The 23,049-nt window shown below is 60.2% G+C and carries 22 protein-coding genes and 2 pseudogenes; 11 read left to right on the top strand and 13 right to left on the bottom strand.

The features are described 5' to 3' along the window. The first annotated feature begins 28 nt into the window (after positions 1-28). Positions 29-1,132 carry an AraC family transcriptional regulator gene (locus ACWAT4_RS12485; protein ID WP_449730663.1) on the top strand — a complete coding sequence of 368 codons (1,104 nt, stop codon included), beginning with the start codon at positions 29-31 and terminating at the stop codon, positions 1,130-1,132. Positions 1,133-1,183: 51 nt separating this feature from the next. On the opposite strand, the gene ACWAT4_RS12480 is transcribed toward ACWAT4_RS12485, so the two are convergent. Next, on the bottom strand, positions 1,184-1,639 hold the full coding sequence (locus ACWAT4_RS12480) for a hypothetical protein (protein ID WP_212425460.1): 456 nt from the start codon (positions 1,637-1,639) through the stop codon (positions 1,184-1,186). A gap of 146 nt (positions 1,640-1,785) precedes the next feature. Continuing rightward, the gene (locus ACWAT4_RS12475) at positions 1,786-2,775 is read right to left on the bottom strand and encodes a helix-turn-helix transcriptional regulator (RefSeq protein WP_449730662.1); all 990 of its coding nucleotides are present in this window, start codon (positions 2,773-2,775) and stop codon (positions 1,786-1,788) included. A gap of 347 nt (positions 2,776-3,122) precedes the next feature. On the opposite strand from ACWAT4_RS12475, the gene ACWAT4_RS12470 reads away from it, so the two are divergent. Continuing rightward, complete coding sequence (locus ACWAT4_RS12470; protein WP_449730661.1) at positions 3,123-3,593, top strand: hypothetical protein; 471 nt, start codon at positions 3,123-3,125, stop codon at positions 3,591-3,593. 444 nt (positions 3,594-4,037) lie between these two features. Here the strand turns inward: ACWAT4_RS12470 and ACWAT4_RS12465 are convergent, their stop codons facing one another. The 5 genes from ACWAT4_RS12465 to ACWAT4_RS12445 form a co-directional block, all read right to left on the bottom strand. After that, positions 4,038-4,454, bottom strand: coding sequence for an EF-hand domain-containing protein (locus ACWAT4_RS12465; protein WP_449730660.1), 417 nt, complete (start codon positions 4,452-4,454; stop codon positions 4,038-4,040). A 217-nt stretch (positions 4,455-4,671) separates the two neighbouring features. Then, positions 4,672-6,957: a heavy metal translocating P-type ATPase gene (locus tag ACWAT4_RS12460; protein ID WP_449730659.1), complete on the bottom strand. Its 2,286-nt coding sequence runs from the start codon at positions 6,955-6,957 to the stop codon at positions 4,672-4,674. A 564-nt stretch (positions 6,958-7,521) separates the two neighbouring features. Beyond that, a complete protein-coding gene (locus tag ACWAT4_RS12455) occupies positions 7,522-8,025 on the bottom strand; it encodes a DUF6622 family protein (protein WP_212444641.1) in 504 nt (167 codons plus the stop codon). Positions 8,026-8,163: 138 nt separating this feature from the next. Further along, on the bottom strand, positions 8,164-8,937 hold the full coding sequence (locus ACWAT4_RS12450) for a hypothetical protein (RefSeq protein WP_449730658.1): 774 nt from the start codon (positions 8,935-8,937) through the stop codon (positions 8,164-8,166). Between the two features lie 159 nt (positions 8,938-9,096). Beyond that, entirely contained in the window at positions 9,097-9,675 is a 579-nt protein-coding gene (locus tag ACWAT4_RS12445) for a TetR/AcrR family transcriptional regulator (RefSeq protein WP_449730657.1), read from the bottom strand. Positions 9,676-10,688: 1,013 nt separating this feature from the next. Here ACWAT4_RS12445 and ACWAT4_RS12440 point away from each other — a divergent pair. Both ACWAT4_RS12440 and ACWAT4_RS12435 read left to right on the top strand, forming a co-directional pair. Further along, positions 10,689-10,814, top strand: a complete 126-nt coding sequence (locus ACWAT4_RS12440) for a site-specific integrase (RefSeq protein ID WP_445083389.1) — start codon at positions 10,689-10,691, stop codon at positions 10,812-10,814. Between the two features lie 152 nt (positions 10,815-10,966). Beyond that, positions 10,967-11,158: pseudogene (locus ACWAT4_RS12435) on the top strand (alpha/beta fold hydrolase); the annotation flags it as partial. A 58-nt stretch (positions 11,159-11,216) separates the two neighbouring features. Here the strand turns inward: ACWAT4_RS12435 and ACWAT4_RS12430 are convergent. Then, positions 11,217-11,993 carry a helix-turn-helix transcriptional regulator gene (locus ACWAT4_RS12430; protein ID WP_338310929.1) on the bottom strand — a complete coding sequence of 259 codons (777 nt, stop codon included), beginning with the start codon at positions 11,991-11,993 and terminating at the stop codon, positions 11,217-11,219. A gap of 418 nt (positions 11,994-12,411) precedes the next feature. Here ACWAT4_RS12430 and ACWAT4_RS12425 point away from each other — a divergent pair, with 418 nt between their 5' ends. Genes ACWAT4_RS12425 through ACWAT4_RS12405 form a run of 5 tightly spaced genes read left to right on the top strand, consistent with a single transcriptional unit; the run spans position 12,412 to position 16,870 of the window. Next, positions 12,412-13,644 carry an acyl-CoA dehydrogenase family protein gene (locus tag ACWAT4_RS12425; protein ID WP_338310930.1) on the top strand — a complete coding sequence of 411 codons (1,233 nt, stop codon included), beginning with the start codon at positions 12,412-12,414 and terminating at the stop codon, positions 13,642-13,644. Positions 13,645-13,658: 14 nt separating this feature from the next. Further along, complete coding sequence (locus ACWAT4_RS12420) at positions 13,659-14,222, top strand: NAD(P)H-dependent oxidoreductase (RefSeq protein WP_338310931.1); 564 nt, start codon at positions 13,659-13,661, stop codon at positions 14,220-14,222. 48 nt (positions 14,223-14,270) lie between these two features. Next, entirely contained in the window at positions 14,271-15,071 is an 801-nt protein-coding gene (locus ACWAT4_RS12415) for an alpha/beta fold hydrolase (RefSeq protein ID WP_338310932.1), read from the top strand. Positions 15,072-15,094: 23 nt separating this feature from the next. Beyond that, on the top strand, positions 15,095-15,538 hold the full coding sequence (locus ACWAT4_RS12410) for a cupin domain-containing protein (protein WP_449730656.1): 444 nt from the start codon (positions 15,095-15,097) through the stop codon (positions 15,536-15,538). Positions 15,539-15,589: 51 nt separating this feature from the next. Continuing rightward, positions 15,590-16,870: an MFS transporter gene (locus ACWAT4_RS12405; protein WP_338310933.1), complete on the top strand. Its 1,281-nt coding sequence runs from the start codon at positions 15,590-15,592 to the stop codon at positions 16,868-16,870. Positions 16,871-16,918: 48 nt separating this feature from the next. Here the strand turns inward: ACWAT4_RS12405 and ACWAT4_RS12400 are convergent, their stop codons facing one another. From ACWAT4_RS12400 to ACWAT4_RS12385, 4 genes and pseudogenes are all read right to left on the bottom strand, one after another. After that, positions 16,919-17,236 carry a hypothetical protein gene (locus ACWAT4_RS12400; RefSeq protein ID WP_449730655.1) on the bottom strand — a complete coding sequence of 106 codons (318 nt, stop codon included), beginning with the start codon at positions 17,234-17,236 and terminating at the stop codon, positions 16,919-16,921. After that, a pseudogene (locus ACWAT4_RS12395) lies at positions 17,199-17,725 on the bottom strand (aldehyde dehydrogenase family protein); the annotation flags it as partial. The gene ACWAT4_RS12400 and the pseudogene ACWAT4_RS12395, both read right to left, overlap by 38 nt. Next, a complete protein-coding gene (locus tag ACWAT4_RS12390; protein ID WP_449730654.1) occupies positions 17,608-17,970 on the bottom strand; it encodes an aldehyde dehydrogenase family protein in 363 nt (120 codons plus the stop codon). The gene ACWAT4_RS12390 and the pseudogene ACWAT4_RS12395, both read right to left, overlap by 118 nt. 113 nt (positions 17,971-18,083) lie before the next feature. Beyond that, positions 18,084-18,509: an ester cyclase gene (locus ACWAT4_RS12385; protein ID WP_449730653.1), complete on the bottom strand. Its 426-nt coding sequence runs from the start codon at positions 18,507-18,509 to the stop codon at positions 18,084-18,086. 1,256 nt (positions 18,510-19,765) lie between these two features. Here ACWAT4_RS12385 and ACWAT4_RS12380 point away from each other — a divergent pair. Then, positions 19,766-19,987 (top strand): hypothetical protein, encoded by a 222-nt coding sequence (locus tag ACWAT4_RS12380; RefSeq protein ID WP_449730652.1) that lies wholly within the window; start codon positions 19,766-19,768, stop codon positions 19,985-19,987. Here the strand turns inward: ACWAT4_RS12380 and ACWAT4_RS12375 are convergent. Beyond that, the gene (locus tag ACWAT4_RS12375) at positions 19,974-22,136 is read right to left on the bottom strand and encodes a 2Fe-2S iron-sulfur cluster-binding protein (protein ID WP_338310935.1); all 2,163 of its coding nucleotides are present in this window, start codon (positions 22,134-22,136) and stop codon (positions 19,974-19,976) included. The two genes, ACWAT4_RS12380 and ACWAT4_RS12375, sit on opposite strands and share 14 nt — an antisense overlap. 85 nt (positions 22,137-22,221) lie before the next feature. Between ACWAT4_RS12375 and ACWAT4_RS12370 the strand changes: the two genes are divergently transcribed. Further along, on the top strand, positions 22,222-22,614 hold the full coding sequence (locus tag ACWAT4_RS12370; RefSeq protein WP_449730651.1) for a winged helix-turn-helix transcriptional regulator: 393 nt from the start codon (positions 22,222-22,224) through the stop codon (positions 22,612-22,614). Positions 22,615-23,049 lie beyond the last annotated feature (435 nt).

Below are 23,049 nucleotides of genomic sequence, written 5' to 3'. Positions count from 1 at the left end.
CCGCCAACTTGCGTAATCCGGACAGCTTTTGCGCAAACTGGATAGGATCCGACCGCTTTGCCTTCGCAAGCTGGTTGAAACGAAAGTCTCGCCGCGCGATGGAACTATACTGCCGAAACGGCGTGTGGTGAGATCTATATTGCAAGATGCATTCGAAGAGGCGCCCGTCCTGTCCGGAGCAGGCTTTGAAGACCTGCTTGCCTCGTTTGGCGCGCACTTGTTCTCAATCAAGGTCTCCCCTCCAAGCTCCGATGCCACGTTTCTCTGGCGATCGGATATCTCGGCAGGACAAGGCGTCAGCGTCTGGAGGACGCGATATTCCGCTGACTGGTCCTACTCGTCGGAATCGCCCGAGGACGACCTCGTCATGGCATTTCTCTCCGCCGGCGCTGCTGACATAACCGTTGGCACGCGAAACGCACAGAGAACGCCATCGACGATCGCCCTCGCTCCGCTATCAATGTTGCGGCGTCATCAGATGAAGGCGGTAGACGGAAGCTATGCGAACGTCATGCTGCGGTTCGATGCCAGTGTCGTCGCGGGCGTGCTCAACGCGATGTTCGGCCATGCGCCTTTGACGAAACTGGACTTGACGCCGACGGTCGATCTGTCGACCTACACGGGTCAAACTCTCCTTCAACTGTCGCGCACGATCGTTTCGGCCACGCAGGGGCAGCAACTAGGGAGGTTCTCGCCGAAGGCGATGGCCCTGCTCACGGAGGCCGCTCTGCGATTGGCGTTCGAGAGTGTGCCGCATCGCTTCATCGACAAATTGGATCAATATTCGAGCGACGTTGCGCCTCGGCACATTCAGCGTGCCATCGATTACATGCGCGCCAATCTGCATCACCCCCTCACGATGATCGACATCGCCGCGGCTGTCGGGATCAGCGAAAGATACCTGCAGCTAGGATTTCGCAGATTTCGCGATACGACGCCTGCAATGTATCTGCGACAGATCAGGCTCGAAGCCGTTCATGCGGAATTGGCGCGCCCCGAAAACCGCCTTCCGATCAACGAAGTCGCGCTGAAATGGGGCTTCACCCATATGGGCCGTTTTGCGGCGCAGTATCGCGCGACTTTTGGCGTCCCTCCCTCCGAGACCGTCAAGCGTGCCCTTGGCAGCTATTAGCCTCACAATGCAGGGTCCATCCATCGTTCCACGATACATGGACCGCGAGAATCACGTCAGCGCCTGATGCGTCAGAGCGCTGACCCGGGAAATCTCCTCAGAGGCGTCGCCCAGCGTACGCAAGATGCCCGCAACACTCGCAAGTTGCGAGGAGAGCTGGGACTTGATCTCCGTCGTATACAATTCGGTCGGCTCACCGTCTTCGCACGCGAGAAGCGCGCACTGCAAACCATCGAGGGTCATAAGACTGCACTGCAGACTTTCGATACAACCAACGATGATCTCGCAGGCGGACGTCGCCTGCTCAATTCGGCTCGAATCGATTTGGAGCTTCGCCTGAACGTCAAGCGCGAGGTCCGGCCGCCGCAGCTTCGCCAGCGAATCCACCTGCTTTTCAAATCTGACGACCGTTCCCATGATCTTCCCCTTGCGCGCAATCGGATCGCGGATCGCCACGATCGCCAAATTGTGCCGCACCAAGAGATACCTCAAAGGATAATCAAACATTGCCCGCGGAGTGCTGCTTGCAGGATACGGACAGCCCCTTCGCGAACTGGATAGATCCGACGCACGGTCGATGGCGGCGGCTTCGCGCCACGATGCGTGTCCGCGGCGTCCGCCGACATGTTGCGGATTAAGGCCAGATATTCTGCTCAGTTGCTTTCGGAAGAGCGCATCCCGCGCGCTGCCCTGCGGGTCTCGGAAGGCGACTGGCCGTACGCGGCCTGATATTTGGCCGCGAAGCGCCCCATATGCGTGAAGCCCCATTTCAGCGCCACCTCGCCCACCGGCAGCGTGTTCTCGGCCAGTGATAGCTCGGCATGCACCTGCTGGAGGCGAAGATCGCGCAAGTACGCCACAGGCGTCGTTGCCCGAAATGTCCTGAAGCCGTGCTGCAGCGAGCGCTCGCCGATTCCCACCGCTTCCGCGATCTCCGCGAGCGTGAGCGGCTCATGCATATGTGCACGCATGAAATCGACGGCGGCCCTAATCTGGCGGGGGGAAGCGTCCGTTCCGTGACGGGCCAGCCGGTCAATGAAGCGGTGTGGAAAATTCTTGAAGACCAATCGGGGTATGGCCTCGCGGAGCAGCGCGATCGCCTTCGCCGACCTGATCGACTCGTCCTTCATTGCCGCTGCGATGGCGTGGACCAGAGACCCAAGGGTCTGGCCTGCAGGACTGTCGAGGTCCAGTAGCGGATCGAGCTCGATGTTCTCCAGCGTGGCATCCTGGAAGATGCTGGTGAGGGTTCTCCTGACGTCCGCCGCCTTGAGTTTCAAGGACATGCGCCCATGCCGATCGTCGGTGCCATGCGCCCACGTCTTCGAAATGTCCTTAACGCCGAGCACCAGGGCGCGGCTCGAATCGGCTTGCAGGGACTTGCCGCGGATCTGAGCGCCAAACGTGCCAGAGGCCGGGAAGACGAGACAAAACCTCTCCTCGTCGCGCTCCGGCCAGCAGGTCCACTCGGTTTCCGTTTCCAGTTGCCACCAGGAGAGCCTGTTGGCCATGGCGAACTGGGCACGCCACTGACCTGCCCTGCGGGGCCCGTTCAGCTCGATCCTCACGTCGGGCACGAGCACCCTGAAGGTGCTCAGCAAACGCTCGTGGCTGTCCTTGCCGCTATCGAGCTCGGCAAACATCGAGGGCTCCTTCCCGATGGACGGGCGGTCTGCGAGATACATGCAATGTGGTGAAATCTATCGCCAACAGACGCCCGCTTCTCCGATGAAGCGGTTGTCAAAGCTCCGGGCTGACGAACGGCCGAGCCGGCAATAGGACTAAGTTCTTATCAACCATGGGATGGCCCAAAGGGCCGGTCAACTCCGGGCGAGCCCGGATGTTGCGCTGAGCCCGACGATGAAGCAGCCTCCTTGCGACTAAAGAAACTATGCGCATAACTTCTTTGCGAGAACCGGGGGGGGTTGGGGCCGGCGATTTCACGTCGGATTATCCCAAGGAGCAGGTCGAGCGCGTCTGTAAGGCGATCATGATCACAGAAGAACAGTGGGACAAGCTGGTCACTGATGGCCACGTCAAGCTGGAGGAACTCGAGACTGAAAAGGCCGCACGAGCGGCGGACACCGCCGAAATTCTTGCCTTGGCCCACACCGTGACGATCCAGTTTTCGAACGGCAAGCGCCGGGAGATTGGGTACGTTGACTGCAACCTGTTCGAATGCTGGGAGCAGCTTGAGGACGAACACCAACCCTACAGCGATCCCGAGCCCGGCCTGATCCGTTTGCCGTATGAGGGCTATCACCAAACGGTGTTCCTCAACCCGGAAGCATTGGATTACGTCTCATTTCCGACCCACAAGGTGGAAGGTGGCCGTGTCGAAAGTTATGACGATGGACTGACGGATGAAGGTGAGATTGAGGCCGCAAGGGACGACGCCAAGACGATCAAGCAGCCGAAGGCCAAAAAGAAGCCACCCACAGAGAAAAGCGGCACAAAATGAAGCCGAAATACAAACGCCGCGCCACCCTCACCGATCTAGGCTGCAACACCTTAACGCCAACGCCAACGCGTTGAATTCCGCACGACGTTCGCGCGCGAGGATGGTCGAAGCGATCAATTTGTCGCAACAAGTACATCGCCCGGACAAACGTCGATCACTACCTAGAGGTTTTGAAAGACACGGACCTCACGACGCAGCGCAGAGGCACTACTACCGCGCGGCTTATTGCTGACCCGTATCCAAACGCAGATCGATGATGTGGCCGGAAATTGCAAGCTGCCTGGCCGCAATCGCGGGGCAATAAAGATCGTGCGGGCGCTCGCTCAATATGGCGAGTATTTTGACCCATGCGGGCTGGCAGCCGCGCTGCCGCGCATTGTCCTGAGGCGTCACGCAAGCCAAGGCCGGCTCGGCGCGAGAGCTATGCTTCCTCCCCGAACGGCTCTATTGCTGCGGAACCGAGTTCCTGGTCCCGTGCATGAACGCCAGCATTTCTTCCAAGGTCAGCTTGCCATCCTTGTTGCTGTCCATTGCCTTAAAAATTCGTTCGTGAGCGACCTGAAACTCCGCCAATGAGATGGTACCGTCGCCATCAGCATCCATCAGCGCGAACATCATCCGAAACATCATGGGTGGCCCCATCGTGCCACGGCCCTTCATTCCGGGACCCATCATTCCCATCATGCCTCCGCTGCTCATCCCCTGTCGCTGTTCCGACTGGCTTGGAGAATTTGTCTGGCCGGGAGTCGACCCTTGGTCTTGTCCGGGATGGTGGGCCTCGTGATCGGCTGCCGATTGGCCCAGAGCGGGATAGCTCAAGGTGGCAAATAACAGCGTCATAGCAATGGTTCGACGTCGCATGGGTGTTCCTCCGGCTTCGTGTAGCGAAACAAGTGCCGATCCTTCGGTTCGGCCTTAGCTCCCACGCGGCTTGTGTTTGACCAAAATCTATCAAAGCAACGAGGCCAACCCGCGCACTGATGCAAATCAATGGGTCAGGAGCGCTGAGCGACCTCGATCCAATCCAGGCAAGCGCAGCGATGTGCGTTCGGCGTGGATCGCACAGCTCCGCTGTCGCCTATGCCGCCACGGCTTCGTAAATATCCTCCTCTTGGGCCGTGTGCATGCGCACCAGCGTTTCAATCGCCTCGATCACCCGCTGGGCGTCTCGGACAAGATAGCGGTCGACCTTCTCTGACGGCAGATCCTCCACGATCCGATCGAGCAGCCGGGTCAGGTGCAGAATTTCCCGATGGGCGCGGCTCATGGCAGAGAGGCCATGGCGCTCGCGGAGCACCTCCGCAAGCTTCGGATAGACGCTGTCCTCATCCGCGCGCTCGTGCATGACAACGCTGCTCTGAACGATGCACTGAGCATCCCCAATCAACCCCACGGCGGACTCGGGCGTCGCATCGTCCAACGCATCGACGATCTTGCGCAAGCGGTCGAGATCCCTGAAGAGGACCTGATGATCGTGATGCAATGCCAACCCCTGCTCCACGGTGATGCCTGCACCGCCGCGGGCAAGGGCCGGAGTGAGCGCCCGCAATGCGTTCAGAATGACTGCAACGTCGATTACCTCCTGGACTATGGCCGCAGGCACGGGATCAAGCCAACCAACGGTAGCAGCTACCATTGCCACCAATGACAACCCCATGCCGACAACGATGCTCTGCAAGGCGATGCGTCGTGCTCGTTGTGCGATGATGATCGCTTCGCCAACGCGATCGAGCCGGTCGGCCAAAATCACCACATCGGCAGCCTCGGACGACGCGGTCGCACCGCGCGCGCCAAGCGCGACACCGATATCGGCCACGGCCAGTGCAGGGGCGTCATTGATGCCATCGCCGACCATGATGGTCGGATGCAGGCGCTGCTCGGTGCGGACTGCCTCGACCTTGTCCGAAGGAACGCGGTCGGCCAGCACGGCGTCGAGGTCTAGCGCTGCACCGATGGCCTGCGCTGCCGCGGCGCGATCGCCCGTAACCATCACCATTCTCGCGATGCCCGCATCGCGCAGCAGCCGGATCGCCCGCGGCGTATCAGCCCGCAACTCGTCGGCCAGCAGCAGCGCGCCGATCGGACGCCCGTCCACGGCGACGAAGACGATCAGCGCCGAGCGCCACGAGGCGCGCCGGATCGCCCGCAGCTCCCAAGGCGACAGTTCGGGATGCGAGCGAAGCAGCTCTCGCGAGCCCGCGGTGACCTGGCGTCCGTCGACCAGACCGCTCAAGCCGGTGCCCATGGTCTCCTTGACCTGTTCGGGCGCTTTCAGCTTGAGGCCGCGCTCGAGGGCCGCGGCGACGACCGTCTTCGCGAGCACGTGATGCGAGGCCTGCTCGAGCGATGCCCCAAGCTTGAGAACCTCGTCCGGGTCCTCCCCGGGAGCGACCTCAACCGAAAGCAACCGTGCCCCTCCCACGGTCAGGGTGCCGGTTTTGTCGAACAGCACCGTGTGCGCGCGAGCCAGCGCCTCCAGCGCCCCTCCACCCTTGGCGAGGATGCCGCGCCGGGCCGCTCGCGCCACCCCGGCGATAAAGGCGACCGGTGCAGCCAGGATCAGGGGACAAGGCGTCGCCGCAACCAGCACAGCGAGGCTGCGGGTCAGATCACCTGAGATCCGCCACGCCACAAAGGCGATGACGAGCGTCACCGGCAGCAGGATCAGAGCAAAACGATCGGCCATCCGCACAAAGGGAGTCTTCGCCGTTTGCGCCGCCGTCACCATGCGCACGATGCCGGCGTAGGTGCTCTCACCGGCCGGCGCGGTCACGGTCAACTCGAAGGTCTCACCCGCATTCAGCGAACCCGAAAGAACCGCGCTACCGCGTGTCTTCTCAACCGGAATGGGTTCGCCGGTAACCGCGGACTCGTCGATCGTGGCCGAGGCCGAACCAACGAGACCGTCGACCGGCACGATCTCACCGGCCCTCACCAGGAGCTTTTCACCGACCGACACTGCCTCGATTGGGACCTCCTCGATCCCCTCGTTGCTCTTGCGATGTGCCTGCCGCGGTGCCCGATCGACCAGGGAACGCAGGTCACGCTCCGCACGAGCGATCGCTATATCCTCGAGCACGTTGCCGCCGGAATACATCAGCGCAACCACGGCCCCGGCAAGCGGCTGGCCGAGCGCCAACGCGGCGCTCATCGACAGCAGCGCAATCGCGTCCACTCCAAGTCGGCCGCTCAGAAGATCCCTGACGATCGAGACCGCCAGTCCGCCGATCACCGGCGCGGTGCCGAGTTCCCATGCAAGATCCGCCAGATCAGACCGGCCCGCCACCCGCGCGAGAATACCCGCACTCAATCCTGCGATTGCAACCACAACCAGGGTCCATCGCAGGACCCGCTCAAACGACATGGCTTCGTTCCATAGTTACACGGACGCCACTCTCTCCCGAAACCGGCTTCGTCGCTTGAGCAGAATCAACCGCCGAGACGAGGGAATGCTATCCGGAAACCGTCCTCAAGAGACAGCCATGACCTGGATCAACATTCGTCCGATCGTTGGATCGATACTTCGTTGCGATCAGCTTGGAGGCCCTTTTAAAATGGATCAACTCCGAAAGGCTGAGGAACGGGCTTGGCGTGCCGACCGGAAAGAGAGACGTTTCAGCACATGAACTTCTGATAGAATCGCTGATTAGGTGACCAACACTATCGTGGAGCGTCCAAGGGACACGCGTTTTCGGTGGCATCATCATAGAGCAGGCCTTGGCTGCGATAGAGACGAATCTCGCTGTGTGGCATGGCGGGTTCGAGAGCCGCCGATCAAGAGCTAGCGTGACTCTTGGGTTTTCGTTGGGAGACATTAAGTTTGCCTCCGATCATTCGAAGGAAGCCCCTGCGGCTGACATGTTCGCCGGCCGGCCGGTACTATTGCTAGCGGACATCTCGTCTCTGCGGAGCGGCTATAGCGAAAACATCATATCCGTTCGTCCTGCGCCACTCCGTAGTATCGGAGAGCCAATCTTCCGCCCCATCCGACGAAGTAGCCAGCGCTGAGGCCGGAGATCACGACATCGATTTCATAAAGTGACGATTGATCGAAGGCGTGAGCTGCGATGGCTACAGCCAGCAGATACTTGGTCCAGAAGATCGCCATGTTCCGCGTCAACGGCACCAAGGATCCCGTGACCCTGACGGATCCGATTGTCGGCCCCGGCTGAAGATCGTCCATAGGGGTGAGCCACCACGAGACAACGGCCGAGAGTGCCAGCGCCGCGAACCAAAAGACGACAAGCTCCGGATCGCCGGATCGAATAGCGGCCCCGTAGCTACCCCAGCCGATGAAAACCACCGGGACGATCAGGAGCCGCCAAAGTGGAAGCGTTCTCGGCTTAAGCGACTGAAAGCCCAACACCAGAAGCAGAGCAAAAAGCACGAAGACCCACATCGGCGTGTTCTGGATCATGCTTGCAAACACCATCAATCATCCCTTCTAGACATTGGGAAAGCACGACGCATTCGAGAGCTTGCCCAGCGCTGCGACATGCTTCTTGGCCGTCACTTGGTGCAGAGCGCAAGCACGCGAAAGCGCGTTTACGTCTCTGCCGTCCACACATCGCTACCGTTGGAGCACCAACTCGTGGTCTAGTGACGGACGCACGGCAGTCGTCTCATTCGCGCTCCGCCTCCTGAGTTGCCACACCGAGAGGAAGTGGAGCACGAAAGACAGAGGCACGGTGAAGGCCGGGACCAGGACCAGAGGATAGGCACCCAAGCTTGGAGCGAGGACGTTGGCGGGCGGAGGCAAGATCCCGGCGCCATTCAGAATGCCAAGGGTGACGGCAGACACGAGATCGAGTGTGCCGAGTGCATTCCAGCCGTAACCAATCCAGCGGTTCGTTCCGAACCTTGAGACCAGAATTGCGGCCAGGGGCGCCAGCAGCCCAACAATGACGTCGCCCACACCGGCGGGAATGGCGAACGCGCCAGACGCGTTTCCGATTGCCCACTGGGCCAGGAAAGCGGCTCCGAGGACTCTGTATGCTTGAAGTCCGATCAGCCACGATGAAGGGACGGCGTCGAGCACGGCGGCCATGACCTTCGAACGCCTGAGCACCGCAATCCAGACGATCAAAGGCACGAAAATGGCGAGCGGAACGGCCGGCGAACCTCGTCCCGGCACCGCGGGAACGAAGGCCCCCACGTAAGCAGCGTACCAAGCGATCGCGAGCCAGACGAGCAGTGGAACGGCGATCGCGAGGAAGAACCCCCGCTGCCGTTCGGGGGAAATGCCGCTCCGGCCAAGGCCCAGTGCCAAGCCGAGCAACACCAAGCCAACGTAAACCGGTCGCGCCAGGATACCGATGTAAGTGAAGTCCTCGAGCCAATGCATTTGAGCTTCTCCTATTGGTACCACATCGTACCGAAATGGTACCGACTCGTACCATCTACATTATCGAATTGCAAGGCTGGATCAGCGGCGCAAAACCCAGGCTTGATTACATTGAGAAAGATGTGGGTACGGCCCTAGGGCCGTAGCGGCTGCACCAGATCAGGCGGCGGCTGCGCCGTAGATCGCGATGAACGCGCTGGCCGCATCATCGGCGAGGGCTCGGATTTCTGCGTCGCCTGGCACCTTCGAAACTCCGAGAAGAAGCCCAACCTGAAGGTCCGACCAAACGAGACCGAAGTAAGCCCGCACCATCTTGTCGATATCGGCGGGTTTGACCAAGCCCTTGGCGCTAGCTTGCTCAAAAAGACGGGAGAGTGCGGCTCGGCTGGCGCGGCGGCCGTGTTTGTCGATCGTTCGCGCGGCCCCGGGAAGATCCTGGCTTCGGGCGATTGCGAACCTGAAGGCGGTGATCACATCCGGCCGCGCTGCGCCCTTCAGGAGCCGATATCCGAACGTGCGCAACACCTCCGTAAGCTCGCGAACAGTCTGAGCCTCTGGAAGCGTCAAGCTGTCGCTGATGGCGGTCGCGCGCTCGACAATGCAAGCGAGGAGGATGTCGTCCCTGTTGCCGAACAGAGCGTAAAGTTCGCGCTTGGAGACGCGAGCCCGGCTGGCGATATCGAGCGTGCTGGATCCCGAGAAGCCGTTTTCGGCAATCGTCTGGAACGCAGCACTCATGATCCGCTCCCGAATTGATCCTTTCGGCTCAGCTGTTGAATCCTTGGACATTCACTTCGCCCGATCTCATGCGGTACGATTTGGTACCGCGCCGATCACACGATTGCAACCGCCTGCCTTGTCTGGTCGACGGTCTCATAGGGCAAACGAAATCGTGAAAATCGCAGGACAGAGAGCAAAATCGCGGAATTGGTGGCGGAGGAGTGAATTGCCCCCTGAACCGAACAATCCGGTTCTCATTCTGCGGCAAGCCGTACCCTGCGGCGACGGGCAGAACTAATTGTCCGTTTTGCTCGCCCTAATGTCCTATTCTACGATGAGCACGTGATCGATCTGCACCATTGGATTAGCGCGCTGTATCGAATGGGGTGACGATAACGGAACAAAGGGAAAGTCGCACAGCAATCCGGCCGGGCGACCACGAAAAACGTCGCACGAGACGCGTTTTAGACCTGAGCCTGAAATCAAAAGCCCTGCCTAGGCAGGGTCTTGGGATGGTGGGCGCACCAGGGCTCGAACCTGGGACCCGCTGATTAAGAGTTCAAAACGGGCGCTTCTCTACGGTTTCTGAATCTACGCCACGCCGCGACAGCGGCCACGAAGGTCTTTTATTTCTAGGGACTTGTCGCATAGCTTCGCAGTCCAGCGAACCCAGACCTTCAAACACCTCGGCTCGCCAAAACCGTTTGAAAACCGTTTTAGCAGTTCACATCCGCCCCCATGACTGACATTCGCATTGCTCTCAGCGACAAAGCCATCGCTCAGAGTATCAGCGCTCGGTCGAGCTAATCCTTGATCCGTTTTTTGCCAAAGCAGCACGTTCGCTCTGTGACGACGGCAGACGTCGCAGAATTGCACGGTCCTTCTCTCGTATCCCCTACCAGGCGAACCGAATCCTGTCGAAAATGATGAACCTCGCTGAGACTTGGGGATAAGGGACAAGCACAGCAAATCAGACGGAGACAAAATATGCGGTTGCCGCTTTCCGCGTCCTGCTCCTCACCGGTTGCCGCTTGTCTGAGATTCAGACCCTTGAATGGCGCTACGTGGATCTAGAACAGAAAGAACTGCGACTACCCGACAGCAAGGCCGGTGCAAAGACCATTCATCTGAGCGAGGCGGCGGTCACATTGTTATAGGCATTTGCCTCGCGTAAGCGGCAACCCTTACGCTATTGTAGGAAGAAAGCAGAAATCGCACCTAACCGATCTTCAGCATCCGTGGCGGCGCATCCGGAAAGCCGCGGGACTGAATGACGTACGTATTCACGATCTCCGCCACACATTTGCGTCAGGCGCTGCGCTTCTCCGACGATACCTGGGCGACGCGGTCCGCGGTCAAGCTGCTCGCCGGCGGGTTCACGGCGATCAAGCCGAAGGTGCTGACGGTGAAGCCGTCCGACGTCGGCGCCAAGGCGATCGGCCATTTCGGCTTCTTCCGCCCCAAGCATCGCGACACGCTGTGGCGCGGCATGGCGGAATAGGTCCAGGGCGAATGAGGGCGACGCAAGGGATTGCGGGCGCGGCCCGTGCTTTCGTCGACTATTGCCGGCTGGCCGGGCTCAGCAGGAAGGCCGCCAGCTCGGTGCGATTATGCGCTCCGAAGCGGCGACACAGGTTTGCGACGTGCTCCTTCACGGTCTGATCCGAGATTCCCATCTCCCGCGCGATCTCCTTGTTGGTTTGGCCGCGACAGACGCGAACGGCCACATCGGCTGAACGCGGCGGAAGCGATGCCGAAAGCGTCGCGGCAGGCTCGGGAGCCGGGATAGGGCCGCGATGCGCCTCGATCTCGCGCGCATTCGTCATATTCGTCAAAGCAAGCGAACCGGCACGGCATAGCACTTCCATGCGCTGCCGTGTCCGCGACGTGTAGGGCGCGTCCGTATCTGTCGTCGCGGTGAACAGCACGCCGACGATCTTGTGGCTGGACCACAGCGGCCCGCCCATGTTGTAGGCTAGACCCCACTCGTGCAGCATCTCGAAGGACGGACTGTGCCGCCACCGCTGCGGGCCGACTACGGTTTCACCGTCTGCCGCGCGGCCCCTGGTCATGATGCAGTCGAGCACGGGATCACACTTCCAGAAGCCGGCCTTGTAGTTTTCGAGCAGGCCTTCCGCGACGTGACTACTGTAGACCAACTCGGGCGTCAGCCCGTCGAGCAGATAGAGACCAACGGTCGGCGATCCCGTCATTTCCGCAATCGCGGAACAGCAGGCAATGCCGAGCGACCGTACCGACCGGCTCTCGGCGATAGAGAGCAGCCGATCTGCGAGCCGCTCGGGCAGACCATCAAAATGCTCCTGCTCGGCTCTCACCACCGCTCCTCGCGAGATCGTGTCGTGCCCGAAGCGACGACGCGGAATTGCCGATTATTATAAGCCTAAAATTTCTTCCTTGCCTGTTGCTTGGTCAAGCGAAAAGAAGCGTCAAAGCCTCGTTCTAACAGCTCAGCTTTGCGGCAGCGCACCATTATCGCCCCCCCCATCATGGGGGATTGCCGGTTTGCCTGCCTCGTCTCTAGCATTCAACGATCGTAATCGCGCGACGACCTTTGCGCGGTTCCGACGGGGACACGTCGACACCATCGCAAGCCGTTCATCACACGTGCCAACTGGATTGGCGCGCGGCGGAATCGTTTTGCGAAAAGCCGCCCCCGTGTTCCCGCCGATCCAAGCCTTCCCGCCGCCGTCAATGCGCGCGGGCGACCAACAGCCTGACGTGGAGACATCGACCATGAGCCTTTCTGTGCAGCGCGCCGTAAAGTCAACCGCAACGCCAACGGTGGCCGAATTTCATGCGCGCCTCGACGCCCTGCTGCCATTGGTCGAATCGAGGGCCGCTCAGGCCGAGGCGCAGGGCTATCTCACCGATGACGTGGTGGCCGCGCTGCGCAAGGCCGGCATCTACAACATGCTGTTTCCTAAGGAGGTCGGCGGCGCTGAGCTTCTTCCCTACGACGCCATGACCGTGATCGAGCGTCTCGCCTACACCCACGCATCCGCTGGCTGGTGTGCGATCGGCTGCAACATGGAAGGAACGACACTCGCCATCTACATCGAGGATGAGGGCATAAGAAAAGTCTTCGCTGGCGGCCCCGATATCACCATTGCCGGCAACGGCGTTCCACGCGGTTTCGCCCGCCCGGTCGACGGTGGGTACATGATCCGCGGCAACTGGGCCTATGGCAGCGGCATCCAGCATGCCGAGTGGGTGCATTCCGGCTGCTTCCTGACGGACGCATCCGGCAAGAACATGGTGCTCGGCCCAAACGGCAAGCCCAAGATCGTCGTAACCCACCATCCGCGCTCGACGATCAAGCTGATGGGCAATTGGGACGTGCTCGGCCTGCGTGCCACCGGAAGTTTTGACTATACGCTGAGCGAAGGCGACGAGCTGTTCGTGCCGACCCACATGACCTACGACTTCGACATCGGCGCGCCGCGGCGCGGCGGTGTGCAGGGTGCTCTGGGACTGGCGGGCTACAGCGCCTGGTCGCATTCGGCCTGGGCGGTCGGAGCTGGACGCCGCATGCTCGACGAACTCGTGAAGGTGATCGTCCAGCGCCAGGATCCCTTCGGCAAATCGTGCGAAAGCGCGAGCTTCAAGTTTCAGTTCGCTCAGGCCGAAGCGCGCTTCCGCGCGGCTTGCGCGCTGGTGCACGAAACCTGGAAGGAGGTCTCGGACACCTGCGCCAGCGGCGAACCTCCGTCGCTGGACCAGATGACCATGATGAAGCTGTCGCTGCGCCACATCCACGACGTGCTGTCTGATGTCGGGACCTTCGCGCACCGCGCTGCCCGAGGCGCCTCGCTGCACAACACGCCGATGCAGCGGTTCTATCGCGACATCCACTCCGGCACCCAGCACATCCTGATGGCCGACCAGATCGTCGAGGAATGCGGCCGCGCCCTGCTCGGTCTCCCCGGTCCCGATGCGCAGTGGACCGTGTTCGGGGTAACGGGCTGAGCGTGCGGCCAGACATGAAGGGCGTGAACGTGAGGACATCCCGCATCGTTGGATTCTGCGGTAACAGTTGGCGACCGGCGAAGTCGCGCGTGCTGGTGGAAGCCGTCGCGGCTGACCTGCTCGGGCAGCATGGACTCGAGACCGACGTCCTCGACCTCGTTGATGCCGGCTCAGGCATAGCCGCCTTTACTCGCATCGGCCTCGACGGCCAGGCCCGCGCCGTCGTCGAGGCGATCGAGCAGGCCGACGGCCTTGTGATCGGCTGCCCGGTATTCCAGGGCTCCTATCCAGGCTTGTTCAAGCACGTATTCGACCTGATCGAACCAGGCGCGCTGCGCAATCGCCCGGTGCTGCTCACCGCCGTCGGCGGCGGCCTGCGCCACTCGCTGGTGGTCGAGCACCAACTCCGTCCCCTGTTCGGGTTCTTCGAGGCTTGCACCATCTCGACCGCGATCTACGCTAGCAGTGGCGAGTTCGAGCCGGATGAATCGCTCTCTCCAATCATCGCAGCACGGCTCGCCAATGCCGTCGAGCAGTTCGCCATGCTTCTCAACGGTCGCCAGGCGAACGCCGCATGAGAGTCCTTCGCATCACACGACCTGACGACCTCAACCGGAGATAGCGCCATGCTTGATACCGTCAAACCCTCGCCCGATCTCACCGGCTTCACGCGCGCGGAGTACGACATCAACGGAGTGCGGACGGTCGTCCACACGATCGGAAGCGGTCCGGAGCTGGTGTTCCTACACGGCACCGGCACCTTCACCGGCTTCGAGATGGCGCGCGACTGGGCGAAGCGGCACACCGTGATCATTCCCTATCACGTCGGCTTTGGCGACTCCGGTGATGCCGCTGCGATCGACACGATCGAGGATCACGTCCTCCACTACATGGATCTCTTCGACAAGCTCGCGCTTGCGCAGTTCGACCTCGCCGGCTTCTCGCTTGGCGGATGGCTCGCCGCAGAGTACGCGATCCGCCAGGCGCAGCGCGTGCGCAAGCTGGTGCTGGTCGCGCCAGCCGGCCTCGTGGTGCCGAGCGCGCCCGCCCCGGGATTGTTCGAGATCGCGCCGCAGGAATTGCCGGCCTATCTCGCGCACGATCCCGCAGCGGCGCTGCGTTACTTCCCAAAGGTGCCCGATCCCAGCTTCGACGAGCGCCTGGGTCGGGAGGTCACGGGCTTTGCCAAGCTGATCCGCAGCGAGCCGCAGGGTAATCCGAAGCTTGCGAACTGGCTGCATCGGATTTCGATGCCGACGCTGGTGTTGTGGGGCGCGGCTGACCGGTTGCGTCCGACGGCACAGGCGCACGCCTGGAGGGCCGGCCTACCCGACGCCCGCATGACGCTGGTGCCCGCGACGGGCCATCTCGTCTTCGAAGAGACGCCCGCTGCCGCGCAACACGTCATCGACTTCCTTGCCGATTGAATCCAGCAATAGAGGACATAAGCATGATCGAGATGCCCCCGGGCGTAACCCCTTCCAAGGAAGGTTTCGGCAACATCGTCTGGAACATTCTGGGCCAGACCTACACGCTCAAGCAACATTCCGAGGCCTCAATGGCCTGGCACGCCGTGTTTCCGGACGGAACCTTCGTGCCGCCGCACGTGCATCGGACCCAGGACGAGTTCGTCTATGTGCTGACCGGCCGATACGATCTCTGGCTCGATGGCAGAGATTTCGTTGCCAAAGCCGGCGATCTCGTGCGCATGCCCAAGGGCATTCCCCACGGCATCTTCAACAAGTCGGGCGAGACAGCGACAAGCCTGTTCTGGGTGGCTCCAACGCGCTCGCTGAAGGAGCTGTTCGAGCGCATCCATAACCTCCCCGATCCGCAGGAGGTCGTGCGACGCGCCGCCGAGCACGAGGTCGAATTCCTGCCGCCGCCGACCTGACGCCGCGCTTTTGCCCCGACGATACGCACCCCGCAAAGACGGATGATGACCATGCTGATGACCAACTGGACGACGATTTCCGAGAGCGACCGCCAGCGGATTGGACGATGGCAGAAGGGAATGCTGGCACTCGCCATCCTCTGCGAGATCTTTCTTGCCGCGGACTGGTACGCCTTCGCCGCAGTACTGCCCTTCGTCTCGGAAAGCCTGAAACTCAATCCCGCTGAGGCAGGGCTGGCACAGGGCATCTTTGCGCTGACCTACGGCGTCGGAATGGTGGTGTGGTCGCCGGTCAGCCGCGCAATGACGGCGCGCAATATGCTGCTGATCGGACTTGCGGGCACCGGCCTCGGCATGGTGCTCCAGGTGTTCGTACAGAGCTACATGCAGCTCGTATTGCTGCGGCTCGCAATCGGCTTCTTCGACGCTGGCATCTTCATCGGCAATATGAAGCTGATCTTCGGCTGGTTTCCTCAAAGTCGGCGGGGCTCGGTGGTAGGCATCATTCTTGCCGCCTACAGCCTCGCCATCACCATGGATTTTGCACTCGGCATTCCTCTGACGATCGCAGCCGGCTGGCGGTTCTTCTTCGCCGTGCTGGCAGTGGGCACGCTGATCGTTGCAGCGATCGACGCGCTCGTCGTCCGCAACAATCCGCGCGAGCTCGGCCTCGACGGCTTCACCTGGGGCAACGAGGCACAACAACAGCATCTGCCACTCGGCGAAATCTTCCGTTCGAAATGGATCGCGGTGGGCGGCTTCGGCATCGTGGCCTGCACCTTCGCGATCGCCGGCACGGCCACCTGGGTCGTGCCGGCCTTCATCACCGTGCAGCACATGGTGCCGGAATCCGGCGCTGTGATCGGCACCGTGATGGGACTGTCTCAGGTGCTGTTCCTGGTGATCGGTGGTTACATGTCTGACCGATTGGGCAAGCTCTTCATGATCAAGCTCACCTCGTTCCTTGCCTTCCTCACGGCACTGATGTTCCTGTGGAGCGTAGTCACGCCGATGCCATTCGGAATGCTGGTGTTGTTTGCAGCGCTCAGCGGCGTTGCGCTGCTTGGCGGCGGCGCGATCTTTGCCCTGTTGAGCGAAAAGTATTCCGATGCGCTCGCGCCAGCGGCGATCGGCTATGCCGAAGTATTCGGCATCTTCTCGGCGTTCGTGGCCCCCTGGATGATGGGCGCCATCATCGACGCCTCCGCCGGCCTGTTCACCGGGGCCTTCATTGCCTTTGCCGTGGTCGAGTTCATCATCGTCGGCCTCTTGATGATCCTCGCCCGCGACGACGTCAGGCAGGAAGTAACCATGGAAAGTCCCGCGGAATAGATCTCAACTGGTCTGGTGGGGGGCTTCGTCCTGCACCGGCGTCTTCCCTCAGCGAACGAACGTCGTCAGCGACGAGTAGCTCCTGTTCGGCTTGGCTTCGCCCGGCGCGAACTGCGCGAAGGGATCGCTGACGCGCACCGCCTGCGGCGTATCTCCGGCGAAGCGGAATTCCTTGGGCCGCGCCGTGCAGAAGCTGGTGCTGAAATAGGCGTCGTCGAAGCGCGCTTCGCCGACCCCGAACAATGCGCCCCAGACGAACGGAACGTATGCACTCGGTAAAATTGTCGAGCGCAGCGGTGCTGTGCTCGCGGCCAAGGCCGGAGTCGCGTTCGCCGCCCCAGGGCAGGCGCACGTCGGCGTAACCATGGTATTCATCCGGACCGGGCCGACGCGGGCCCGCAAAATGCTGGAGCTTGCCGATGTCGCCGCTCCAGACGCCAGCGGCGACGCTGTAGGCCGTGCCGTTGGCGATCCGCAAAGCGCCGGCCTCATCCCTGAACTTGATGACGCTGACAACCCGGCCGAAGATTTCCCCCTGCGAGATCCGCATCTCGTGTTCGACATTCGCAAACGCCGCAGGGCCAATGAAGTAGCCGCGCTCGGCGCCCCGCTTCCCGCCGGTACGAGGGTCGCCCCCTCCTGACGGCCGATGTCGACATAGTCGAGGATCGACTTCATCTGCTTCTCGAAGATGACGGGGCCAAGCGCAGTCTTGCTGTCGAGCGGATCGCCCATCTTCAGGGACTTGGCGCGCGCAGCAAGACGTTCGACGACTTCGTCATAGGCCCTCTCCTGCGCCAACACGCGGGAGCCGGCCGAGCATATCTGGCCGGCGTTGGAGAAGATCCGGGAGGCCGCGGCTTTCGAAGCTGCTTCGAGATTGGCATCGTCGAAGATAACGTTTGGCCGATTTGCCGCCGACCTCGAGCGAGACGCGCTTGAATTTGCCGGCCGCGCCTTTCATCATTCCACGACCCACGCCCGGTGAAGGTGACCTTGTCGAAATCAAGGTGATTGACCAGTGCGTCGGCGACGACGCGGCCCGGCCAGGCGACGACGTTGAAGACGCCCGCCGGCAGGCCCGCTTCGAGTGCGAGCAAGCAGCACTTCGAGCTGAAGGGGCTAACCTAGCTCAATTCGATTAGGGCATAGCAGTGAGCCTGCTTTTCGCGGATAAAAGCGAAAGCAGGCCTCAACTGGATAACGGAGATGATTACCCCCGCAGCGGAGGGACGACTCCTAATGTCACGAGAATTGCGAGCACATCGAACTGTTCCCAATGTGCAGTGATCTTGCCGTTGCGTATCGCATAAGCGGTGATGCCATTCAGGCGGAAACTTCGTCCCGTTGGGGCGATGTGCAGAAATTGTCCAACATGTGTGACGTCCGCATGCCAGATCGCCACCGCCGTCTCGCCCTGCTCGATGAGACGATCAATGTGATACACTTGGCGGAATGCGCTGTTGATGAAGCCGACCGTCTTGGCGAATCCCGCCTTATTTGGCGTCGCCCCGAAGGCCGGCGCATGGTCGACGAAGTCGTCAGCGACCCGTTCAGCTACCAGGCGCGTCGCGGCCTCGGGATCATTAACGTTATAGAATCCAGCGAACAGATCAGCGCCGAAAGGATTGATGCTCATGATGACCTCCTAAGGCCTAGCTAAATTGATGGAGCGGGAGCTACGGCGCGAGCGCCGCGGAGCGAATGTTTTTGTGATCAGGCATTTCGCCCGTGTGACGTTTTAGATTTCGGCGAGCTACTGTCTCACGGTGCGCGGCGTCAGCCAGCAGCTTTTGTGCGCTGGTGCGCTCGTCGATAACGTTGGCCGGGAGTTCACGGAGCCGTGGTCCAGAACGCTCCGCTCGCCTTTACCGTGCGTGCCGAGCACCCACCTTCCCTGCAGCTAACAAACGGCCTCAAGGGGACCACCCTGTGCGCCTGTGGCGCCGTGGACGACATAAGCCATGAACTCTCCTTAGTATCAGGCATGCACTGAGAATTTGTTGGTGCAAGAGATTCACCGGTTAAGTCAAATGCACTAATGGGAAAATCTTGTCGTAAACGTGCTGCTACTTGGCAACCGATTGGGGCGGCACCTTACACTGCTCCACCAGATGCACTGGTTGAGCCGCTCGGGTTGGTGACACGGACCCAGCAATCGAGACCGCCTGCGTGGTCGCGGACAGTTTCAAGTTGCCAACCTGTCGAACTCGACGATCCAATTTCAGCTTTGATCACTAAACGTGGCGCCTCATGCATATGAAGGTAAACTCTATTCAATCGTCGCCAGCGACTTTGGCTCGTCCGAGGATGGGCAACCGGGAAGCTACAACTGCATCTCAGGCGTGGTGGGTCCGAGTCGGGATGAACTACGGCCCCCTCTTCGACACGCGAGGTATCGCCTGTGCCAATTGCCCCCTCGGCTCCATCGTTGACGGTAAGCCGTTCCACGATATTGCGGACACTATAATCGGTCCTACGGCTTTGTCTGGATACAACGCCGCGCACGCCCGATTGCGATGGCGCTCCCAAGCCGAACAAAAGTGCAGATGTCCTTAATCGACGACTATACATTCGTGCGGGCGCGCGTTGCCGGCCGCTGGACAAGCACTTGCACTAAAGTTGATCTCGCCGGCACCGTTGTCGATCGTTATCGCTTTGACCTTGAGATCAGCGTTTCTGGATGAAACGAGTGTCGCCTATCGGCAGAAGGCGCGATATGCCTGGGAGGACGGCGGCGTCGTAAACTTGGCGTTTGACGCGAGGTTCGAGTACTCGGCTCGGGGACGACCGAGCATCTGCTGGGATCGTGCAGGAAGCGATTCTTGAGCTCCGACGGCCAGCACTACATGCGACACGCACCGGTACAAGGATGGCGTGCCATTTCGAAAGACGTTGGTCGATGAAGTCCGCGCCAAGGTTTCCCGCGAGGCCGATGAAAATGTCATCGACTTTGGCGACTCCAACTGGGCTCGCCTGCTCCTGCGCGTTGTTGATTCCATCTCCCTCGGCCAGGAACCGCTTCCCATTATGTTGTTCTTCGACTTCGATGATCGCTTCGTATCACCCAACGTTCCCTTGGTTTGCTCCAGCAAGCGCAATTTCACACGTCGATGACGACCTCATCTTTGCCCTCCGGCACCGTGCAGCAAAGCAATATCTCTGAATCGTCCAGTTCGGCGACAGGTGGCAGTGTATAAGTCACAGATCCCCTGACCAAGCGCGCGGCACAAGATCCACATACACCCGATTTGCAGCCATAAGGAGCAGTAACACCCGCCACACCAGCCGCGCCGAGTAGAGAGCCAAAAGACGAACTCCAGGCGATGGCCTTTCCAGTACGCCCAAATCTGATCAATTGGCTCGAACCAGCGGGGCGTATTTTCTCTTGCTTACGCAATACCCTTGCCGGGCCGAACGACTCGAAATGAATCTGTCGGTCCGGCACCCCCAGGCCGAGGAGTGCGTCATAGATCGACTGCATGAAGCCGCCAGGGCCACACAAATACGCGTCTATGTCGGATGTGGGCAACAAACGGGCCAGAACGTCGCGGTCGATCCGGCCGACGTGGTCAGCAAGCCTTCCAGCCTGGTCTTCCCGGTTTGGCGCACTGAGAACGAAGTGCGCTGACAAGTTCGCATGATGACGGACCTTGTGAATTATGTGTGCAGCAAAAGCGAGATTGCCACCATTCCGAGCCGCCTGCAGCCAGATGATCGGCTCAGCATGACGCGTCCGCATGTCATTGACTAGAAGACTATTCACGATCGCCACCATTGGAGTAACGCCGACTCCAGCGGAGATCAGCATTACTGGCTTTCGAGTGGCAGTGTTGAAGATAAACTCGCCTCGCGGCGGGAGCACGTCAAGAACTGCGCCTGTGGGACGGTCATGAAGCCAACAAGAGGCAATCCCGTCGCGTTTCACGCTAATTCTGTAGGTCCGGCCATTGGCCACCTCAGACAACGAGTAAGACCTAACTAGATGCGAGCCGTCATCCCCAGCTGGCACTTTGATAGGCAAAAACTGTCCGGCCAGGTGCGCAGCAACGCCTCCATCGTCCGCCGGCTCAAGCACAAAGGAAACAATGTTTCTACTTTCTTTATCCTTCTTGACAATTCGAAATGGTCGCCACCGCGTTAGTTCACGGCTTGCTTTCTGGGCCTGTACCGCCTCCGACCAGGTACCCGTTCCCTCGATCTCGGTTGATACTTCTGTCGATCCGACCGCTCGAAACGGTAACGCGCCGCACAACCTGATAATCTGTTTAATGTGAAAGCGGACAAGCCTTTGCGCGCCCGCAAAGCTCCTTAATTCTTCTCCCTCCCAAATCACCTCGGATCGGCAAGCTATCATGGTTACGTCCCCAGACTTGAAGTCCGCGAACAGCAAACCAGCACGCGGCTCTACTGACAAGTTGCCTAGTGTGTTGAAGACATAATTTCCGACAAAGTCTGGGGTCGTAATCGTTCTATCATCATCAATACGAATAAACCCGGGCCGCCCGCCACGGTGCGACACGTCAGCTCCCGCCGAAATATCTTCCGGTCCGCCCGGACTGGCACTCGCAATGTAGAACGCATCGGCACCAGCAAGCATAGTTATGTCATGCTGAGTAAGCCGATCAGAATGCTCAATGCTCGCGCTCGGTCGTTCCTGTAGAAACTCCAACTCGCGTCCTTGAATGTACTGCGGGCAGTTCCCAAAGCTCTGAACCACTCGAATTGCAAAGCCCCTCTCATCCAGTTCCAAAAAACGACCGCTGATACGATTGCGGCGGCGCGTCGGAAGCTCGATACCGAGCACACCGATCGGTGCGCCATCGACCAAGTGGCGAGGTAACGGATCGCCGGGGAGCGGATCCGCTTCGAAGCGAAGAATTACAGGATTAGTCGAGTGCATGAAACCGGGCCGCCCAACCAGCATCGATGCCCAGGGTTGCCCTTCATGGTCAACGCTTCCGATCAGAACAAACGGAAGCTGACCAAAGAAGACGCGATGCTGTTCGGTTAAGTGGTCTTGGATCACTCGGCGCGCGGCGAAGTCAATTTGCTGCCTTCGCCCGTACAGCTCGTGCAACGCCCGCTCGCCTTGGTGAAACGGAGATTGATCAAAGGGCCATCCTAAACCTGGTTTCGATATCATCGCTCCCCCTGCTCTCATGCCCATGTTGTAGCGGCTTCGATGCGACTTAGCCGAGCCCATACGTTCGAATAGCAATCCCGAGCGATCCACTTCCGGAGCAACGGTCAATATATGAAACACGAAAATCTCAATAGTGCAGCAACTGTGTCTATGTTAATGCATTTACGGCATCAGTTACGTCAAATGCACTAATGGGGACTTTCGTATGGCTCGAAAGGCACAGTTACCGTCATGTGGAGTCGAACGCTTCCTTCTCCTCCTCGGCGGCCCTTGGGCCACCCTTATTATTAGAGAGCTTTTGCACGGTCCTCAGCGCTTCATGGACCTACGCAAAGCGTTGGTAGGTATCAGCGCACACACGCTTACTCATCGACTGCGCCGGTTCGAGCAGAATGGGCTTGTGATACGCACGGCCTTTGCCGAAACGCCTCCAAGGGTGGTTTACGAACTAACGCCCCTGGGATTCTCGCTTGAAGGGATCCTCTACAGCATGAATGATTGGGGCAATTCGATACCCGAAGATGTTCTTATGACCGCGCTCGCGAATGAACGCCAATTGCGACACTCGGCTGGCTCGCCGCAAGGTCGAGCACGTTGACGCAGCGAACGCCAGCTGGAAACGCTTAGCCGAGAGCGATTAATATTGGCCCTTCCTACACATCGCGTATTCGATCTCGCTCTCGTATCTCAAAAGCGAGTTATCTAACCGGGCTCTTCCGTTCAGCCTTTGCGTGACGTATCGAGGCTCCATGCGCAATCCGGTGAGCTGGGTGCAGCGAGATTTCATCGCCATTGTCTCAGTTGATCTGGTTCGCATAGCACCCACACAGACTTGCAATCAGGTGCAACGGCCCAAAGACGGCGAAGAAGTTCCCAATGGGAGAGCTCATAACTGAGTGACCTCGACGTACTGATGGCTGCGTGCCCTCTTTATGAATATCGTACCACGCCAGAAATTTCAGGGGCCGGCATTCATCAGGATCAGGGCGGATAAATGATCGGCCCGCCATGCATCGATGCAGCAGAGAGCGCG

It is taken from the genome of Bradyrhizobium sp. T-1 (assembly GCF_053592855.1).
Note: the sequence above shows the minus strand (reverse complement) of the source record. Positions and strands in the feature narration are given on the sequence as shown.

Bases quoted from the DNA above. Each gene is read 5' to 3' on its own strand.
- ACWAT4_RS12480 (WP_212425460.1), bottom strand. From the start codon at position 1,639: ATGTTTGATTATCCTTTGAGGTATCTCTTGGTGCGGCACAATTTGGCG.
- ACWAT4_RS12475 (WP_449730662.1), bottom strand. From the start codon at position 2,775: ATGTTTGCCGAGCTCGATAGCGGCAAGGACAGCCACGAGCGTTTGCTG.
- ACWAT4_RS12470 (WP_449730661.1), top strand. From the start codon at position 3,123: ATGATCACAGAAGAACAGTGGGACAAGCTGGTCACTGATGGCCACGTC.
- ACWAT4_RS12465 (WP_449730660.1), bottom strand. From the start codon at position 4,454: ATGCGACGTCGAACCATTGCTATGACGCTGTTATTTGCCACCTTGAGC.
- ACWAT4_RS12460 (WP_449730659.1), bottom strand. From the start codon at position 6,957: ATGTCGTTTGAGCGGGTCCTGCGATGGACCCTGGTTGTGGTTGCAATC.
- ACWAT4_RS12455 (WP_212444641.1), bottom strand. From the start codon at position 8,025: ATGGTGTTTGCAAGCATGATCCAGAACACGCCGATGTGGGTCTTCGTG.
- ACWAT4_RS12450 (WP_449730658.1), bottom strand. From the start codon at position 8,937: ATGCATTGGCTCGAGGACTTCACTTACATCGGTATCCTGGCGCGACCG.
- ACWAT4_RS12445 (WP_449730657.1), bottom strand. From the start codon at position 9,675: ATGAGTGCTGCGTTCCAGACGATTGCCGAAAACGGCTTCTCGGGATCC.
- ACWAT4_RS12425 (WP_338310930.1), top strand. From the start codon at position 12,412: ATGAGCCTTTCTGTGCAGCGCGCCGTAAAGTCAACCGCAACGCCAACG.
- ACWAT4_RS12420 (WP_338310931.1), top strand. From the start codon at position 13,659: ATGAAGGGCGTGAACGTGAGGACATCCCGCATCGTTGGATTCTGCGGT.
- ACWAT4_RS12415 (WP_338310932.1), top strand. From the start codon at position 14,271: ATGCTTGATACCGTCAAACCCTCGCCCGATCTCACCGGCTTCACGCGC.
- ACWAT4_RS12410 (WP_449730656.1), top strand. From the start codon at position 15,095: ATGATCGAGATGCCCCCGGGCGTAACCCCTTCCAAGGAAGGTTTCGGC.
- ACWAT4_RS12405 (WP_338310933.1), top strand. From the start codon at position 15,590: ATGCTGATGACCAACTGGACGACGATTTCCGAGAGCGACCGCCAGCGG.
- ACWAT4_RS12400 (WP_449730655.1), bottom strand. From the start codon at position 17,236: ATGGTTACGCCGACGTGCGCCTGCCCTGGGGCGGCGAACGCGACTCCG.
- ACWAT4_RS12385 (WP_449730653.1), bottom strand. From the start codon at position 18,509: ATGAGCATCAATCCTTTCGGCGCTGATCTGTTCGCTGGATTCTATAAC.
- ACWAT4_RS12370 (WP_449730651.1), top strand. From the start codon at position 22,222: ATGGCTCGAAAGGCACAGTTACCGTCATGTGGAGTCGAACGCTTCCTT.